Origin of the sequence: Methanobrevibacter sp. (assembly GCF_017539065.1) — an archaeon.
In the GTDB taxonomy this organism is placed as follows: domain Archaea; phylum Methanobacteriota; class Methanobacteria; order Methanobacteriales; family Methanobacteriaceae; genus Methanocatella.
Window position 1 is genome coordinate 123,709 of sequence record NZ_JAFYHP010000031.1, and the last position, 18,563, is coordinate 142,271.

Below are 18,563 nucleotides of genomic sequence, written 5' to 3' on the forward strand. Positions count from 1 at the left end.
AACATCATATAATATTTTTATTTTAGTTTTTCATATTATAAATAATGTTTGTAAAAAAAATTGCAAAAATGACTTTTGAAAAAAATAAGAAAAAATAAGGATTTAAAATCCTATTTTTTGATTTTAATTGTATTAATATTTTGGAGTTTGGCATATTTTGAGGTAATCTTATACTTTCCGACCTTTAAATTTTTTATTTTAATTGTCGCTTTTCCTTTTTTATTTGTTTTAGCAGTGCATTTTTTGTTTTTAATTTTAAAGGTTATTTTCTTGCCTTTAAGAGCTTTTCCATTAGTATTTAATAGCTTTGCTGTGAATTTAACAGTTTTTCCTTTTTTAGCTGATTTATTTTTAGTTATTAAAGTTGGTTTGATTGTTATCTTATTTGATACCTTATATCCCTTATATGTGACGGTTACATCATAAGTTTTAGCCGCAAATTTATTCAATTTAATTGATGCAATACCGTTCTTATTGGTTTTAATGTTGTATGATGTTCCATCGATTTTGAACAGCACTACTTCATTTGCGCCTACAATCTTTCCATCATCCCCATAAACTTTAACTGAATAAAGTTTATTTGCTCCATAATACGTCATTATGTTTTTATTGTCGCCCAACCGTGGCAAAATTTTGATAGTTTGGGATTGCACTTCTCCTGTAACCGGATTTGTAACGGTAATTACATGAGATCCCACATTAAGATTGATATTTAATGATATTCTCCCATCCTTGGCTATGACTTTATATAAAACTCCATCAATTGAAACATCAACTTGTTTGCCACTAACGTTTCCGGTCAATGATGCAATATACTCTGAATTTAAGGTATACTGATTATTTGAAAATACTATACTCGGATTAACATTTATATTTGCCATGCCCTGTGAAGAGATGAAATCATTATCCCCTTTGAATTTGATTAGAAGATTATGGTGGCCATTATCAAGCTTAATCGGAATTAATGCAATTCCTTCATCATTTGTTCGGACAATATTGGTCTCAACCCCATCAAAGGTCAAACTGATTAAAGCTGATTTGACAGGAAGGCCATCTTGATCCGTTAATTGTACCTTATAACAGTCCCCACTTCCCCAGTAGGTTTCAAAATCATTTGCAATTATTTGGGTGCCCTTAACATTCACGGTGAAATTACATTCGACAGGTGGTGATGAGAAATATTTATTTTCATCCAAATTGAATCTGATTGTATAATTGCCATTTTCCAGATTATTTAAGTTCAATATGGTATTGCCATCTGTTATGTTAACGCTTCTGTTTTCGCCATTGATTGAAACATTTATGGTTTCATTGATGGCTTTTGTAAATGAAATGTTTACTTTAACGTCCCTTAAATCTCTAGTTACCTCAACATTTGCGGATGCATTGATTTTAACTATGATTTTTGATTTAATTTCACATCCGAAGTAGTCATTTATAGTGTCTAGTGACGGGTCAAATTTAGAAGTAATAGAATAGTTTCCATAGGACAAATCAATTGGAATAGATGCCTGACCTGTTTCATTAGTGAAAACTAAATATATCTTATCGAGAACTAACATTATTCTTTCATTTGAAATCGGAATTCCATCCTCATCGATTAATGTAACTGTATAGTTATCTCGGCTATGCTCTTCTGTTATAAAATCACCAGCAAGAATTTGTGTCTTCTTAATTAAAACAGTGAAATTGGTTGATGTTTTGTTGAAATCATACTCATCTCCCAACAACTCGACTGAAACGTTATGAATCCCGTTTTCTAAACCGGATTTGCTTATTACTCCTTGACCGTTGATGATATTTACAGTAGTATTTACTCCATCAAGACAAATTATGGCTGTCTGGTTAATCGGTCTTGAAAATTGTGCTTCAATGAAAAATAAATCCACCATATTTGCAACGATGATTATTGCTGTGATGCGTGGTTTATAGGTTATTTGGCCAGAAGAATTTGTCTTAAAGAAATTTTTGTCTCCTTTAAATGAGATGCCGATTGAATTTAATCCTTTTAGTAAAGGCAAAGTAATGCTTGCATTTCCACCATCATCAGTGGTTGCATAATAGGAAACATTATTTAATCTAAATCCTATTTCTTTATTTTCTAATGGATTTCCATCTTCATCAATCAAAGTTATGGTATAATTTACATTTTCATCGCTTGTGACTAGATTCTGAGCTAGAATATCAGTATTCCTAACATTGATATTGATTTCAAGAATGTTTGAGGAATATTGGTATGAGTCATCCAAGTAAGCAGCAATAGTATAATTTCCATTTTCTAAATTAGTTAGATTGAATGCCCCAATACCATTTATGACATTGACTGTCTGGTTATTGCAGTTTACTGATACGGTTAAACTGGCATTAATTGGTTTTGATATGCTAACGTTAATTAAAACATTGTTTTGATAAGTCTCATTTTCCAAAGTTACATCAACTTTGGTTTTTACTTTGATTTCACTTGAGTTTGAACATCCATAATATTCATCCTCATCATTGAAGTCTACTGCAACTGCGTAATCTCCACTATCCAGATTAATGACTATTGAAACCTTTCCATTGCTGTCTGTGAAATTATTAATCTTATCATTGTTTAGATGGAATGTTATTTTTTTATTGGCAATAGGATTTCCATCCTCATCAACAAGGACAACAGTATAGGAATCTCCGCTATAGTCAGTTGTAATAAAATCTGAAACCAATAACTGAGTATTTTTAACATTTATAATGGCGGATAAGTTCACCACATTTGAGTTATAAGCATTATTCTCATATAATGATACATTAATGTCATATTTTCCGTTTTCTAAATTGGTTAATTTAAAAGATGCTCTGCCGTTTACAAGCCTAACAGTGTATTCCTGACCGTTGACTAAAATCAAAACCTTTTTGGAAATGTTTTTTGAAGAGGTTATTGTTAAAGTTATATTATTCTGATATTTTGAAATGATTACATTAAGAGTAATATTTTCTTTTGAAACTTCAAAAGAAGTGCTGTTCGAAGATGAAATATAGGAAATTCCTCTGAAAATGGCAAAGACTTCCTGTATTCCCTCATTAAAATCACAAGTAATTGATGCTTTACCATTTGCAACGTTTACAGTGGTATTTTGTCCATTTATGATGAATGTAACGGCACCGCTGTTTACCAATTTTCCATATTGATCCTTTACGGTTGCAGTAACTGTTATAGGATTATAATTATTATTAACCTCTAATGAAAGTGTTGTGTTAAAATCGATTAACACTGTGAAAGCTTTGATGCATGCTACCTGAGATTTGTAAGAATGCAGAGAATAAGTCCTTGAATAATTAAACAAATCGCTCCAGGTTTCGCCGTCAAAGCTTATGAAAGATACATTTTCCGAATAGATTAGTTTGTTAAGTGAATGGTATTCTGAAACGGGGACCCTTGATATGTCATCTGATGTGGTATTGAAAACAACTTCGAAAGTGTCGCCAATTGTCAATAATATCAAATCGTCCAGGTTGATTGTGTAATAACCTGGATTTGAGGTTCCGCTTTTTGTTGATTTCAAAACATTGTTTACATAAACGGATACTGTCCAATTTGTCAATTTTTCGAAGTATGTTGATACGCCTTTCAGTATCTCATTATTGGTTGCTGTAAACTTATTTTTGTACCATACTTTTGAATTGCTGGCGTATAAATAATCTGTCATTCCTGCAATGTCATATTGATAATTCTTATCAAATCTAACTGTATCATTCAATATAAAAGTATAAGAAGAAGCGTCAAGACCTGTCTTTGCAAAGGATTCATCATAATAGGAAACATAGAAGTATCCGTCATCACCCCAATTAGGACTCCAACTGTTTTTAACAATCCATGCACCATCTCCATCTACATAAGCACCGAATTTAAAATTATCTTTAGAGTAGTTATCATCCCATCCAACGATAGTTACGGCATGATTATTAGAAGATGGATTCCAACAATAGTAGCTTACGCCGTTATTCAAGTAATAGCTATCAAAATACAATGAAGTTCCAACAGCACCATATTTCAATATAGCGGTTTTTATATCATCGTTATCTGTGAAATTATCCCTTTTTAAGAATAATATGTTTTGGATATGTGAAACACTTTCTAAAAGTGGAGACAATACTGATTTGTCATCAAAATAATCATCACTTTCGAAAACAGGACCTAGCCAGCTTGTAAGATAAGCCCACGGCATGTAGTCATAACCTCCGTTATTGGTTTCAATATCCCAACCATAATCGGAGAACAACGCAATTACATTTTTCATGTTCTCTTCGGACAAGTCCAATTCAATGCCTGTTGCTTTTTTAATACAGGATTCAAGTACCGCCATTGCGGTAAAAGCCCAACAGTTACCGGAAGTCTGTTGGTCTTTAACAGGGGTTATGTATCCCTCTTGAACCATACTATAGTAACTTGGTATATCATTGATTATTGTTTCATTGATTACATATAATGTATAGTTCCCATTTCCTATAGTTAAATTAATAAAATCGGTTTCATATACTTCATTGTCAAATTCCGCGGAGTTATTTATAAAAGTATTAACCAATCTAAGTGTTGTTGCACTTTCCAAATGATTCAAAATGGAATAGATTGCTCCAGCATATGCTGATGCAGTATTATTTATGAAAGTATTTCCTATAACGTTCAATGAAGTTGAATTATCAATAAATAGTGCTCCGCCATTACGTGCAGAATTATTAACAAAATAACCATTATTTGAGGCGAATGTTCCATACATATGATAAATTGCACCGCCGTCCCATTCAGCACTGTTATTTGATGCATTAATATCCCTTAATGAAACATGAGCATCCAAAGTAGTTATTGCTCCGCCAAATGTTGCTGTGGAATTAGATATAAAAATGCTGTCTGCATTAAAATTTTTAGCATGTTTAATGTAAATTGCCCCACCGGCATCATTTAAAGCTATATTCTTAATGAATTTGGATTTAGAAATATTTATATTGACAATATTTTCACAGGCTATTGCTCCACCATAATTATAGGCCAAGTTATTGATGAATTCGGAATCTGCAATATTCAAATAACCTGCGCCCATGTAAACTGCTCCACCATAAACCGCATAATTATTCTTGAATGTAGAGTTAACAATGTTTACCTGTGAATTACGATTTGTATCCGTAGTATATATTGCGCCACCATAATTATTGCCATAACTATCAGGATTGCTTCCATAGCCTCTGTCAAATATGGTATTAGTAAAATTTACAATTCCTGAATTTGTTATTGACAAATCCAATAATGTTACATTTGTTAATGTTAAATAGTGATTAACATTAAAAGCGACACCATCATATTTAATTACGGTTTTAGAAGTATCGCTGCCGATTATGTTAACCTGGTCTATCATTTTGGAAGTATCTAATATATACTCCCCATCGGTTAAGTAAATATTGGCGTTGCTCTTAATTCTATCAGCAGTTAAATACTTATATGGATTACTAATCGATCCATCCCCATTATCATCCTCTAATGATGCATTAAAATAATAATCATTGCTGGTAGTCAAAATATCCTCGTCATTGTTAATAGATAATGTAGAATTAATTTCATCAATAGTCAAATTATCTGATAACTCATCAGTTGCAAAACTAGCAGGAATAATGATAAATAAAATTAAAAAACATAATGCCAAACTAATTTTATCACTTAACACAAAAACATCTCCTTAATATAATTAATATGAAATTAATATTATAAATAATCAATTATAATTTAAGGAAAATAAAAAAAAGAAGAATTAATTAATGAAGTTAAATTGTTCTTCATTAATTAAAAGATAGTTAATTAGTTCAGTTGAATCTAAATCTTCACGATTTAAATCTATAGCTGTGATTTGTGAATTGTTGTAAGTTCTATAATATAATATAGACTTGTTTGTGTTATAGCAAGATGTATAAATTGTATATTCATATAAATTAGGATCATCAATAAATGTACAACCGTTTTGTTGCTCTACAGAACCTAAAATATGGAAAAATTGAGATACACTGCTTGCTTCATCACTACCGGAATAAGAGTTTGCTCTTGTAAATGCTACTTTTGCAAATCTTGAAGCAGATGACAAATCTCCGGGAAGACCAATGCCACCCATACCTCTTGAATATTCATCTAAATCAATATCTCCGCCAAAAGTGTTTTCTGGATTTTTATTGGATAAACTTCTGTAGTTATTTAAGTAAAATAATTGTTTATCAAATGGAGGATTATTAGTTAATACTCCAACAGGATTATCATATACTTTTAAACCATCTTCTAACGGTTCAACTACAATAGCTTCTTTTCCATCTGACAACATCCAGTGAAGAGGAGATAATGGAAGTTCATCTGCAAAATTAATGTTTACAAGATTAATTTCAGCTAAGAGTTTGCGTGCTTCGGCCACATTACTAGCTTGACTGAGCAAATATGGAATAAACTCAAAAGGAGTTACATTTACCATATTTTCATCATACTCTTTATAAACCGCATTGCCTGCAAAGTTTAAACCAGCGATTGCAAGGCCTTTTTCATTACAAGCATCGTAATATAAAGGATATGAATCAATACCAGCAGCTATTCCAATAATGGCGTAATGAGTTTCAATTGAATCAATTTTTCTAAATTCGAATATATAATTTCTTGGAGTTATTGTTACTCGTTCATTATATGAGATTTCGTAATCGAAGTTACGGCCAAAATAATGGTCATCTGTTATATAATTACTTGCAGTACACATTTTATCACCTTTTTTAAAGCAGAAACTTAAGTTTTCTTAAAAAAGGAAAATAAGAAAAAAAGAATCTAGATGTAACTAGTATCTTGTTTTCTGAAGTGAGCTTGTGGGTGATCGCATAATGGACATACTTCTGGAGCATCAGTTCCATAATGGATATATCCACAGTTATTACATTTCCATGCAATTTCTTCATCTTTTTTGAATACTTTTCCTGCTTCGATTTTAGCAGTTAATGCATTGTATCTGTCTTCGTGAGCTTTCTCAGTTGCTCCTGCTGCATCGAATAAATCTGCAATATCATCAAAACCTTCTTCACGTGCAGTTTCAGCGAATCCTTTGTACATTGAAGTCCATTCTTCGTGTTCGCCTGCTGCTGCATCTGCAAGGTTAGTGAGAGTATCTGGCACTCCTCCACCATTCAAGAGTTTGAACCAAATTTTTGCATGTTCTTTTTCATTGTCAGATGATTCTTGGAAAATATCTTTAATTTCTACGTAACCATCTTTTTTAGCTTGAGATGCATAAAATTCATATTTTACACGAGCTTGAGATTCACCAGCGAGTGCTGCTTTTAAATTTTCTTCGGTTTTAGTTCCTTTTAAATCTACCATTTTTATCATCTCCGTATTAAAAATAATGTTAGATTAACATATATAAGTCTTTGGTAATGAATTGGTAACTAAAAAAAATAAAAAAAAGATAAGAGCTTATTTGAAGTTAGTTGCTCTTTCTTCGAAATGTGCTTTTGGAAGTCCGCATACAGGACATTTTTCAGGTGCATTAGGACCTGAGAAAACAAATCCGCAATTTTCACATTTCCATTCAATATCTGCTTCTTTGTTGAATACTGCATCGTTTTCAACGTTTGCAAGTAAGGTTCTGTATCTTTCTTCGTGTTCTTTTTCGATTGCTCCTACTTTTTCAAACAAGAAAGCGATCATTGGGAAACCTTCTTCTTTAGCAGTTTCAGCGAATCCTTTGTACATTGAAGTCCATTCTTCGTTTTCGCCGTCTGCTGCTGCATTGAGGTTAGCTATTGTGTCTGGAATTTCTTCATCATGCAATAATTTAAACCAGATTTTAGCATGTTCTCTTTCGTTTTTGGAAGTTTCCATGAAAATATCGTGGATTTGGACATAGCCTTCTTCTTTTGCTTTTGCAGCAAAATATTGATATTTTGTGTGAGCTTGTGACTCACCCGCAAATGCGAATTCTAAATTTTTTTCAGTTTGGGTTCCTTTTAAGTCAACCATAATAACATCTCCATTAATACTACTATGATTATTATTAAATAAAAAGTTTTTTAAAAAAGATTTTGAATAATTATAAAATTTAAAAAAAAAGTAAAAAAAAGGAAATTAAAACTAATTTCCTTATGCAATGTCGGAATATAATAACCCGGAAGCTCTTTGTGTGAAGAATGCCAAGTATGGGGTTACAATAATTGAAAGTATGGATAATTGTGATACTTGACCGTATAAGTATCCTAAAATAGCGTTAATTACTGCTACAATGATGACAACTAAAAGGATTACAGCAATCACTTTTCCGATTCCAATTCTTGTAAGGTCTTTTGCAGCTTCAGGAATGTTGAGTGCTTCACCTAAACTACCGGTATTTGCTAATCTTGCTTGACCCATAGTTTGGATAAATGCAAATATGATAAATACAACAAAAGCAACAAGAGCGGTAATAGCTATTGAAGTTCCGAATGCAGCCATGGTAGATTGTGAAACTGCATCTAATGAGATGCCTGTTGAGTTAGCCATTGCGGTTGCATTTGCAGGAGTGACAGCTGCTTCATTAATAAGGTTAACAACATTTCCAGGGACATTGGTTATTAAACCAACAATCAAAACGATTATTGCCGGAATAATAAAGTAGACAATGCTTACTACTAATAATTTAATACCATTTATTAAGTCGTTTTTCCAATCAAAAGATGGAGCCTCATCATCTAAATCAATACCGGATTTCATAATACCTAATTGATAACCGGAAATGATTAATGCTAAAATTATTCCAAGAATTAATAAGATAGCTCCAATGATAGCTAAATAACTTGCATCCATAGTGGAAAAGGCAGCCAATATGACTCCTCCACCCATTAATAAACCTACAACAAAGGTTAATACAATGTATATCGCGAGTTTTTCTAAATTATTTGTTGGAAAAATAAATGCGTCTTTAATAATTTCTAAAATTTCCATATTTGATACACCTTTAAAAGTATTACTCATATGAGTACATATTATTATTAAACATGATAGTATTTAAAGTTTAGTGAAAAAACAAGACAGCCAGATTAGTTTGTGCCCATCATTACTGAACAGCATTTCATTTACAAAACAAAGATTAATAGATTTTTTTAAATCTTAATAGCATTATCTATTAATAATACTTTAAAAATAATTATATGAAAATATTAAAAAAAGAAAAAAAGGAATAGAATAGATCTATTCGTCTACACCAAAGGATTTTTTAAGCAATTCAGCGTTGACAAATCCTTCTTTATAAATTTTACCAGTAGTTAAGTCATTAATGACAACTTCTGCAGGAGCAAACATTCCTTTATCGATTTGGTAGAAGTCAAATCCTGCTTCTTTAAATACGTCGAAGAATGGTTTACCATATCCATCAGCAGCAGAGGATGGTAATTGAGCTGCTACGTTAGCAATGTCATCTCCTTCTTCAGATTCTACATAGTAGTAAGTTCTTCCACCGAATAAAACAGCATCGTTAGTTTTACCCATAGCTTTAAGTCCATCTGGGTCAACCGGTGCGATTGGTGCAATACCAGCAGCGTGTTTTACTTTGGTTACATCAAACTTAATAAATTCTAACATTTTGTAAGTTCCGTTTTCAACAACTCTTCCGGAAATTTGGATAGATCCAACAAGGGAAGAAGTAGGAGCTACAAGCAAGTAAACATTTTTAACATCAACATCACATTCATCAGCAATGTATTGAGCAACTTCGTCACCTGGTAAAACATCAGCTTCTAAAGTTAAAATAGCTAAATCAGCATCTTTGTCTTCGTAGCCAATTTCTTCATAGGTTTCAGCTGGCTTTAATGCGATTGCTCTTGCAGGTCCAGAACCTAATGCAAAGAAATCTCCAACTGATACAGACCAACCTGCTTTTTGAGAACCTAATGTTGAAATTGAAGGTGAGTCAGTTTTGATTTTTACTGAAGGAAGTGCGAATTTTTCAGATAAATCTCCAGGAATTGAAATTCCAACATCTGCAAGTCCACCAAGACAAACTTTAGTATAAAGTTCTCCTGCTTTAAAACTTCCGTCTACATTAACACCACAGTCAATAACAGTAGCACCATTATCTAAAGTTGCAACAGCGATGTTTAATTCATCTGCTTTTTCAATCATTACATCTACGGTTTTTTTAGCTTCTACGTTTACACTTACCATAGTTTTAACCTCTAAAAAATTTAACTTAATATCTTAAGTTATTATGTAAAATTATATTGTTATTATTATTTAAGCTTGACTAAGATTTTCCTCGACATTGATTTTTTCTTGAGCTTTGGCTAAAATCTCTTCATCACTTGATTCATCGATGATTCTTTGAAATGCATCTTCAGATTCCAGAATATCAAAAGCAAATAAACGGACATCATGAGATTTTGAGTTTAAAACAATGTCAATCCATTCTTCTTCGGTATCAATATATTCCACCATATAATTCATATTGTCCGGCATATATTGACTTTCTTTAGCTATTTTAATGAGCAAATCCCTATTCTTAATTTTTAATAAGGCATTTTCACGATTATAGAAATAGAATTTATAATTTAAACCATTTGAAGGAGTTTCAGATGGTGAAATATCATAATTATGGTCATGTATTGCAATATCTGTCAATACATTTTCATCAGTGATGCTGTCCAATGTAATTTCTTGAACAGGCCTAATTTTTGACCTGTCAACAATATAAGCCAAAAATGATTGGTCAGTTGAATTTTGAGCTATAAATAATTGAGTGATATCGTCAAAACCATTTAAATCATACTTTTTGAAAAACGATTCATCTAGGTCCTGAATGATTTTCAGGCGAATTTCAGGATTATAATCGTTATCTTTCAATACTCTAATTTTAAACCAAAGCGGATAATCTTCTATTAATTCACAATAATCAAAAAGAGAAGTTATATTAGCATCATCAGCTACTTTCCAATCATTTAAACTTGAAACATCAACCAATGAATCGCAATTCTTAAACATTCCTTCCATTGATCTGATATCACCAACATTCCAGGATTTTAAATCTGAAATATCCGTTAATAATTCACATCCGTTAAACATGCTTTTTAAAGAACGAACATTTGAAATGTCCCATGCTTCCAGAGCGGAAATATTTGTCAGGGAACTGCAATTCTTAAACAAGAATTCGAAGGAAGTGATATTGGACACGTCCCAGTCCTTTAAAGCTGAAAGATTTTTAATCAAACTGCAACCTTCAAAAAGCCCTGAAATCCTATTAATGTTAGACATATCCCATGATTTTAAAGGAGAAATATTTTTAAGAGAAGTACAATAAGAAAATACAGATAAAAGACTTTTATTGCGAGTCATAGTGCTTAAATCCCAATTGGATACTGCAGAAATATCCTTTAGACTTACACAACCCCTGAAAAAAGCAGTGACATTGAAGACATTGGTTAAATTCCAATTCTTTAAAGCTGAAATATTCTCCAGTGATGTACAAAACTGGAATAAACAACCCATATCCTTTACATTGCTTACATCCCAATTCTTTAAAGGTGAAATATCTCTAATGCTTCTACAATCAGAGAATAAATAATGCATATCATCTACATTGCTTACATCCCAATCAGCCAATGGGGAAACATCCTCTATGGAACTGCAACCCATAAACATGCAAGACATGTTAATGACGCCAGACATATTCCAATTGGATAACGGGGAAATATTCTCCAGGCTCGCACATCCTTTAAACATATTACTGACATCATTTACGCGGGAAACATCCCATTTGCCCAAAGAAGAAATATCAACTAATGATTCGCATCCGGAAAACATGTCTCGTGTTGATGCGACATTCCCAACACCAAAAGTAACGATGGCCTTAAGATTTTTCAAACCTTTATATCTGCCGGCTAGATGAGTTTTACCAAATAGATCTTCACTTATATATTGAATATCCTCACGATTTTCAACATCATCCCAGTTGGTTAAGTTAGTACCGTTAGTTAATATAATAAGAACATCAAACTCGCGTAATTCATAGATACTCTCAGTAGTAGTGTTTAGATGTTCAAAATCATTCAAATAAATTCTAGCCATGTTAAGTCCTCTTCAATTAATAATTTGTTATATTAAGTATATAATTTTTACATTAGCTTATAAAATTATACATACTTCCTAAAATCTATCAAAATGAACTTTTGACTCGTCATATCGAAGTTTAACCGGGATTTCATGGGCAGGATACCCCACACAAATCACAGAAAATGGTATACAATAATCCGGAATATCCAGATACTCTTTTAGTTTTAAGGTACGGTCTTCGACCGGATGAAAACCCAACCACACTGCACCCAACCCTTCATGAGTGGCTTGAAGCAGAATATTTTCGTTGCAGGCACCAAGATCCTGCTCTATCATTCTATAAGCTTTCGCTTTATTCAAATTCCCCAAAGTAACAATCAAATGGGATGCGTTAGCTGCAGGTGTTGCAAATTTATGCATTTCTGAAATTGCTTTTTTGTCTTCTTCATTAGTGACAACAATAAACTCCCATGCTTGCTGATTGCACGCTGAAGGCGCCTGCATACCTGCTTTAAGTAAGTTTTCAATCACATCATCAGGAACTTTCTCATCAGTATACTTGCGTACACTTTTTCTTTTGAACACCAGACTCATTTAACCACCGAATAACTCTTCAATTTCCTCACGTACGAATGGGTAATCATTCCTATCAGATAAAATTTGGATTTGATCAGAATAATTTATTTTAAAATCTTCAGTTGGAATTATATACTTTCCGTTTCTAATTACAGACACAACAATGGCATTTTTTGGGAAAGGAATATCTTTAATTTTAAGATTTATATAATTACAATCTAAAGGCACTATATATTCAGATAAAACATGCTTTGAAGGTTTTTTAACATATTCCTGATTTTTAGTTAACAATAACCTATCATATAATGACTCATAAATCGGTTCATTTCCAAGTAAAGTTGGAACCACATAAGCTATTAAAGATACAATGACCATTGCTACAAGTGATTCTGTTGAACCAGACATTTCAGCCAGTAAAACAATTCCTGTGATTGGAGATCTGACAGTCGCTGCGAAAAATCCTGCCATTGAAATAATGACAAATCTATAAATCAAATCATGTTGCCATCCAAATACAGGAACAACGATTGAACCGAATACTGCTCCGATATAAGCACCCAATACCAGAATAGGCAAGAATATGCCTCCCGGAGCTCCTGATGAGAATGAAAACATTGAAAAGAGGTATTTTAAAACTAACAATAATACTAATACCCCGAGTGATGGAATAGCTACATCCAACATATCCATCATGAAGTGCCCTCCATCGCTGATTTCAGGTATCAGCAATGCCACTACTCCAGAAACCATAAATACCAATACAAATTTTAGCCATGAAGGAATCTTAAGATTATTCATAAAATCACTTGATTTAATCATCCCTATATTATAAACATAACCTAAAAAGCCGATGCATATTCCAAGAACAATTAAAATCCAGTAAGATTCAAGTGGGATATTAAGTACTGGGAAATTTAATATTGTTGATTGGCCGAATATTATTTTAGAAATAAAATCAGAAACAATTGCTGAAACTAACGCGATGAAAACTAACGTTTTATCAAATCCATGATTTATTTCTTCAAAAACAAAGATAACTCCAGCCAATGGAGCATTGAATGCCGCAGTAATACCTACTGCAGAACCTACTAAAATTAATCTTAGCTCATCAGTTTTTGATCCTTTAAATAATTTGGCAATACCTTTGCCCGCCATACCTCCTATTTGAACGGACGGCCCTTCAGGACCCAGAGACAGTCCTCCTAAAGCGGTGAGGACTCCGGCAGCAATTTTTGAAAACAATACTTTTGCCCAATTAGCTTCCATGTGGCCTTTTACCTCAGCGTAAACCTGAGGTATTCCACTTCCTGCAGAGTCAACTTCCCATTTAGTTAACCAATCAATTAAAAGGCCCATAATAGCCAGAACTATGAAAAATAAGATAATATAAACTATATTTCCATGTATTATAACTAGATAATCTCTTAAAACACTTTCTGAACCTAAAAGTAAAAAACGATATAAGCAAACCATTAATCCGGCGAATATGCCTACTAATATGCCCTGGATTGTTAAGCGAAAAATGTATTTGGGATTTTCGCTTACAGATTTTAGTGTTTTTTCAAGATTTTTCATTATTATTAATTTTATACTAATTCATATAAATTTTTATCAAAATCCTTTACAAAATAGCGAATATTTTTTCGGCCTTTAGTGTATATTTCATGACCTTCCTTTTCAAGCAGCTCTTTTTGATAATCAATTCCGCCGGGATATTTTGGATTTAATTCCCCATCAGTTTTAAGACATCTCCAAAATGGAATTTTATCATTTTCACGTTCGTCACTTGCTTGGGCAGACAAACTAATGAATATTCCCGCAGTCATCGGACATGTGAAATCCGCTTCATATTTTTTAGCTAGAAATTCCCTAATTTCTTTGATAGTCAATAGCTTACCTTCTGGGATTTTGGCAATTGTGTCATTATATTCAATAGGTGGAGCAATCAACATGTTTTTTCCACCATATCTTTCAATTGATTTGTCATCTTCAATAACAACTATTTTCGGCATGTCTTTAGAGTCTTGTAATTTTTCATTGAAAGTTTTGCGAGCCATGGTATCACCTAGAATGTAAACTACTTTTTAACTAATGACTATTTAAAAATATCTATAATCAAAACTGTTTAGGAAGATTGATTCATCTTAAAAAAATCCAATTCCTTCACTTAGTATTCGGTTTAAAATTCAGCATTGCTCAAAAAGTTGCATTCGATTGGTATAATGTACAAAAAAGTATCATTATAACAATTTCCTCGGAAAAATGGAAAATATATACAAAAAGTATAAATAGCAATTCATTTCAACAAATATATTGGAAATAACATATGTTAACTAAATAAAAAATAGATGGAGAAAAAAATGACAGAAACTAAAAAAATTTTAACTATTCAAGATATTTCATGCTATGGACAATGCTCAATAACCGTTGCATTACCTATAGTTTCCGCTTTTGGAATAGAAACCGCAATAATACCTTCCGCTATCCTATCTACCCATACTTCAGGATTTTCAGGATATACAGTTAGAGACTTAACAGAAGATTTGCCTGGTATCAATGAACATTGGGAAAAAGAAGGAATATATTTTGATGCAATATATACAGGATTTATAGGTTCAATAGAACAGTTTGAATACATAAAAGACATCATAGATTCAAGATTGAAACCTGATGGACTTGTCTTTGTTGATCCTGCTATGGCGGACAATGGAGAATTTTATAATGGATTTGACCAAGACTTCGCAGATACAATGGGCGAACTTTGTAAAATAGGCGATTTCGTTCTTCCAAACACAACTGAAGCATGTTATTTATTGCATAAACCTTGGAAACCTGACTTTTCAAAAGAAGAAATGTTAGAAATGGCAAATGAACTTGCTGCATTCACTAAAAAAACAGTCATCTTAAAAGGAGACAATCATGCTGAAGGCAAATTAGGAATGATTGTTCTGGACAAAGATGACCCTTCCAATGCGGAATTCGTTTACAATGACAAGGTAGATTACGCTTCTCATGGAACCGGAGATGTCTTTGCTTCAGCGTTTGTGGGAGCAACATTGAATGGCAAATCACCTTCTTCTGCTGCAAAAATTGCTGGAGAATTTACCAAAAGAGCAATAGAAGAAACAATTGATGACCCAACCCATACCTATGGGGTTAAATTTGAAAAAGTAATTCCGGATATCCAGGAATTATTAGAATAATTTTAAAAAAAAGATTTAGTTGTTAATATTAATTAACAACCTTATTTTACTTATTTTATCTGATTAATAATCATATCCCATGTCTAATAAATCATCTTCCTGTTTTTGAATCTCTTCAGCTTCTTTTTTTAATGAATCCTTAAAGTGGGAGATGATATCCATGTCATCACCGTGTCTGCGGCCTTGGAATTTATCAATCTTAACAAGTGTTGGAACTCTTGTCATTAGACCCAATACAATAGCTTCCCCAACATTTAAAGAAGGCAATTGATTAATTAAATCCTGAGATAAACTTTCACTAGCTGACTGCACATGCCTTTGGTCTTCCGGCTCGACTAGCCTTAGGATTATCATATTGTTCATTTGTGATAATGCATCGTGGTCAACTGTCTTTGGAGATTGGCTTACCAAACAAAGGCCTAAACCGAACTTACGCCCTTCCCTTGCAACTCTTTGAATCCAGTGCTTGGAATCGCTATCCCGTTTATTTGGAGCAAGAATATGGGCTTCCTCCAATATATAAAATACAGAATTATCCAATAATTTTTCTTTATTTCCTTCATTAGCTGCTTTTTTAGACCTTTTAAGTGAATTTCTCAAGATATGACTTACAAGGACGCTTGCAACTGACTCATCAACTTGACTTAAATCTAAGACATTAACATGTGATTTTTTAATACTGGACAAGATGTTTCCTGTGTACTGGTCGAACAGGTTTGAGTATTTATCCATTGAATCATCAATCTTGTTCATTACATCAACTATCCTTTTGTCTGATTCCTCATCAAGTGATTCCTTCTCTAAGATATTATACATCAATTGCAGGAAGTTGTTTTCGCTAGCCACACCATCTTCGATTTGTTTTCTGGCTTCTTTAAATGCTTTTCTAAAGTAGCGTTCTTGCAGGTATGCGTTGCTTGGAATGTTGACTAACTTTTTAATTTCATGAAATGTCATGTATTTCGGATTGATTCTTGGCTTAATTACATTAACATTGCCATTCGGGAAATCTGCATCTTTGTACTCGCCGTGCATATCAAATACAAATACAGGCACATTATAGCTTAATAGTTGGTCTATCAACACAGAAACTGTATTTGATTTACCTGCACCTGTCATTGCAAGAATTGCAAGGTGCCTTGACAAGATCGGATTAGCATCAACATTAACATCAACATCACTTTGATTTACAAGGGTTCCTAGCTTAATAGGATTTGCAACCTTAAATATGTCTTTTAATATTTCAGCATCCGCCAGTTTGATTTCTGTTCCGGGAAGTACGGGAGTTCTTGGAAGCCTTAAGTCATCATTTACATCACCGAGAATTTTTACTTTTCCTCTGATGTAGTTATCTTCCGCACCGATTTTTGATATTTTTTGAATTGCTTTAAAGTCATTTACATCAATATTCAGTGCATCGTTTCCACGGACCAGGTTTTCGACCATTCCCAATACCTTTTTTCCATCATATTCAATTGTTACATATTGACCAACTTGTGGCATTTTGTTTGAAATGAATGTTACTTCGCTTAAATTAGTTTCTCCTACGCAGATTCCAACTACCATGACATCACTTCCCTGTTTGTTGACTCGTAAATCCTAGCTATTTTCATCAATTCTTTCATGTTCTTATCGGTTATCACAACATCATTATGTGCCTTGTTTAAAAGATAAGGATAACCCTGAACAGCCAATACATTTATTTTCCGAATAATCTCAAAAACTTCCTCTTTTGTTGCTTTATATGGCAATTCCACTTTCAAAACATTCTTATTGTCCTGTAAACGCACATAGAATACAGTGAATATGAGACTTTTAAAGAAATCATTGCCAAATGGAAATGAAGCTTTTTCATGAACTTTCCTTTCCTTGATTATGGTCATTCCCTGTTTATCGGTGAACTTGTCGAGAAATGCAATATCAGGAATATTCCAATGGAACAACTCATTGTCTGACGAAGTCTTGGAAATTGAAATGATTCTTTTTTTATATTGTAAAATCTCTTTTAAAAGAAGGAATTTTTCAATAGAAGCTAGATGAAGATTATATTCCTCCAGTTTATTTGAATTTTCTTGTTTTGGCAATTCCACTAATTTTAGAGAATCTCTGATTTCTGGAAATACCAAACCATATTTTTTAACGCTTAATCTCCTTTCAAACTCCGCTAAAAGAGATTCATCTAGATTTTCCTTAAGTTTTGATGGCATTTTGGATCCCCTTGGAAACGCATTTTGCAAATCCCCAAGAATAGACCCGTCTATCATATAATACTCAACATCATACTCTTTAATTGCTCTTAATGCACATTTTAACTCATATATTGCCATATAATTACTTAAAAGTTCATCAAGAAATGTTACATGGGAAATATCAAAAATATCCGAATCATCTATCTTTTTAATCTCCCCGTCATAAATTATTGATTCAGCTCCAACTGCACAGAAATTAGTGGTTAGGAATTTCCTTTTATTGAAACTGCCGTCACCGGCTGCAATTGAAAAGTCACTCTTGCTTTCATCAATTTGTCTGTCAAACCATTTGTATTCAAGTTGCGAATCAATATCTGATTCGGAAGTAATATCTTTGATAAATCCTCTTTTAGCGATGGCTTTTTCATATAATGAATTTAACATAATATCACAGTTTTAAGTATAATCTTAATATTATATAAATAAGATTAAAGAGCATTTGAAAAGTATTTTAAAAAAAGATAAAGGTTGAGT

13 protein-coding genes are annotated in these 18,563 nt (G+C 32.7%); 1 reads left to right on the top strand and 12 read right to left on the bottom strand.

The annotated features are described in order from the left end of the window. Positions 1 to 110 precede the first annotated feature (110 nt). The 10 genes from IKS50_RS08980 to IKS50_RS09025 all read right to left on the bottom strand — a co-directional run bounded on the left by IKS50_RS08980 (position 111) and on the right by IKS50_RS09025 (position 14,694). Positions 111 to 5,690, bottom strand: a complete 5,580-nt coding sequence (locus IKS50_RS08980) for an Ig-like domain-containing protein (protein WP_292848702.1) — start codon at positions 5,688 to 5,690, stop codon at positions 111 to 113. An 84-nt stretch (positions 5,691 to 5,774) separates the two neighbouring features. Continuing rightward, the gene (gene bsh / locus IKS50_RS08985; protein WP_292848706.1) at positions 5,775 to 6,752 is read right to left on the bottom strand and encodes a choloylglycine hydrolase; all 978 of its coding nucleotides are present in this window, start codon (positions 6,750 to 6,752) and stop codon (positions 5,775 to 5,777) included. Positions 6,753 to 6,817: 65 nt separating this feature from the next. Beyond that, positions 6,818 to 7,363, bottom strand: a complete 546-nt coding sequence (gene rbr, locus IKS50_RS08990) for a rubrerythrin (protein WP_292848709.1) — start codon at positions 7,361 to 7,363, stop codon at positions 6,818 to 6,820. Positions 7,364 to 7,459: 96 nt separating this feature from the next. Continuing rightward, complete coding sequence (rbr, locus tag IKS50_RS08995; protein WP_292848712.1) at positions 7,460 to 8,005, bottom strand: rubrerythrin; 546 nt, start codon at positions 8,003 to 8,005, stop codon at positions 7,460 to 7,462. A gap of 120 nt (positions 8,006 to 8,125) precedes the next feature. After that, positions 8,126 to 8,962: a DUF4013 domain-containing protein gene (locus tag IKS50_RS09000; RefSeq protein ID WP_292848715.1), complete on the bottom strand. Its 837-nt coding sequence runs from the start codon at positions 8,960 to 8,962 to the stop codon at positions 8,126 to 8,128. A gap of 246 nt (positions 8,963 to 9,208) precedes the next feature. Next, positions 9,209 to 10,180 carry a methenyltetrahydromethanopterin cyclohydrolase gene (gene mch, locus IKS50_RS09005; protein WP_292848718.1) on the bottom strand — a complete coding sequence of 324 codons (972 nt, stop codon included), beginning with the start codon at positions 10,178 to 10,180 and terminating at the stop codon, positions 9,209 to 9,211. Between the two features lie 69 nt (positions 10,181 to 10,249). Continuing rightward, a complete protein-coding gene (locus IKS50_RS09010) occupies positions 10,250 to 12,076 on the bottom strand; it encodes a BspA family leucine-rich repeat surface protein (protein ID WP_292848721.1) in 1,827 nt (608 codons plus the stop codon). 78 nt (positions 12,077 to 12,154) lie between these two features. Then, positions 12,155 to 12,655, bottom strand: a complete 501-nt coding sequence (locus IKS50_RS09015; protein ID WP_292848724.1) for a nitroreductase family protein — start codon at positions 12,653 to 12,655, stop codon at positions 12,155 to 12,157. Then, positions 12,656 to 14,212, bottom strand: coding sequence for a ClC family H(+)/Cl(-) exchange transporter (locus IKS50_RS09020; RefSeq protein WP_292848727.1), 1,557 nt, complete (start codon positions 14,210 to 14,212; stop codon positions 12,656 to 12,658). An 11-nt stretch (positions 14,213 to 14,223) separates the two neighbouring features. Further along, positions 14,224 to 14,694 carry an MGMT family protein gene (locus tag IKS50_RS09025; RefSeq protein WP_292848730.1) on the bottom strand — a complete coding sequence of 157 codons (471 nt, stop codon included), beginning with the start codon at positions 14,692 to 14,694 and terminating at the stop codon, positions 14,224 to 14,226. Positions 14,695 to 14,997: 303 nt separating this feature from the next. Between IKS50_RS09025 and IKS50_RS09030 the strand changes: the two genes are divergently transcribed. Continuing rightward, positions 14,998 to 15,840 carry a PfkB family carbohydrate kinase gene (locus IKS50_RS09030; RefSeq protein WP_292848733.1) on the top strand — a complete coding sequence of 281 codons (843 nt, stop codon included), beginning with the start codon at positions 14,998 to 15,000 and terminating at the stop codon, positions 15,838 to 15,840. A 63-nt stretch (positions 15,841 to 15,903) separates the two neighbouring features. Here the strand turns inward: IKS50_RS09030 and IKS50_RS09035 are convergent, their stop codons facing one another. Both IKS50_RS09035 and IKS50_RS09040 read right to left on the bottom strand, forming a co-directional pair. Further along, the gene (locus tag IKS50_RS09035; protein ID WP_292848737.1) at positions 15,904 to 17,406 is read right to left on the bottom strand and encodes an ATP-binding protein; all 1,503 of its coding nucleotides are present in this window, start codon (positions 17,404 to 17,406) and stop codon (positions 15,904 to 15,906) included. Further along, positions 17,400 to 18,473, bottom strand: a complete 1,074-nt coding sequence (locus IKS50_RS09040; RefSeq protein ID WP_292848740.1) for a DNA double-strand break repair nuclease NurA — start codon at positions 18,471 to 18,473, stop codon at positions 17,400 to 17,402. The genes IKS50_RS09035 and IKS50_RS09040 overlap by 7 nt, the downstream gene beginning before the upstream one ends. Positions 18,474 to 18,563 lie beyond the last annotated feature (90 nt).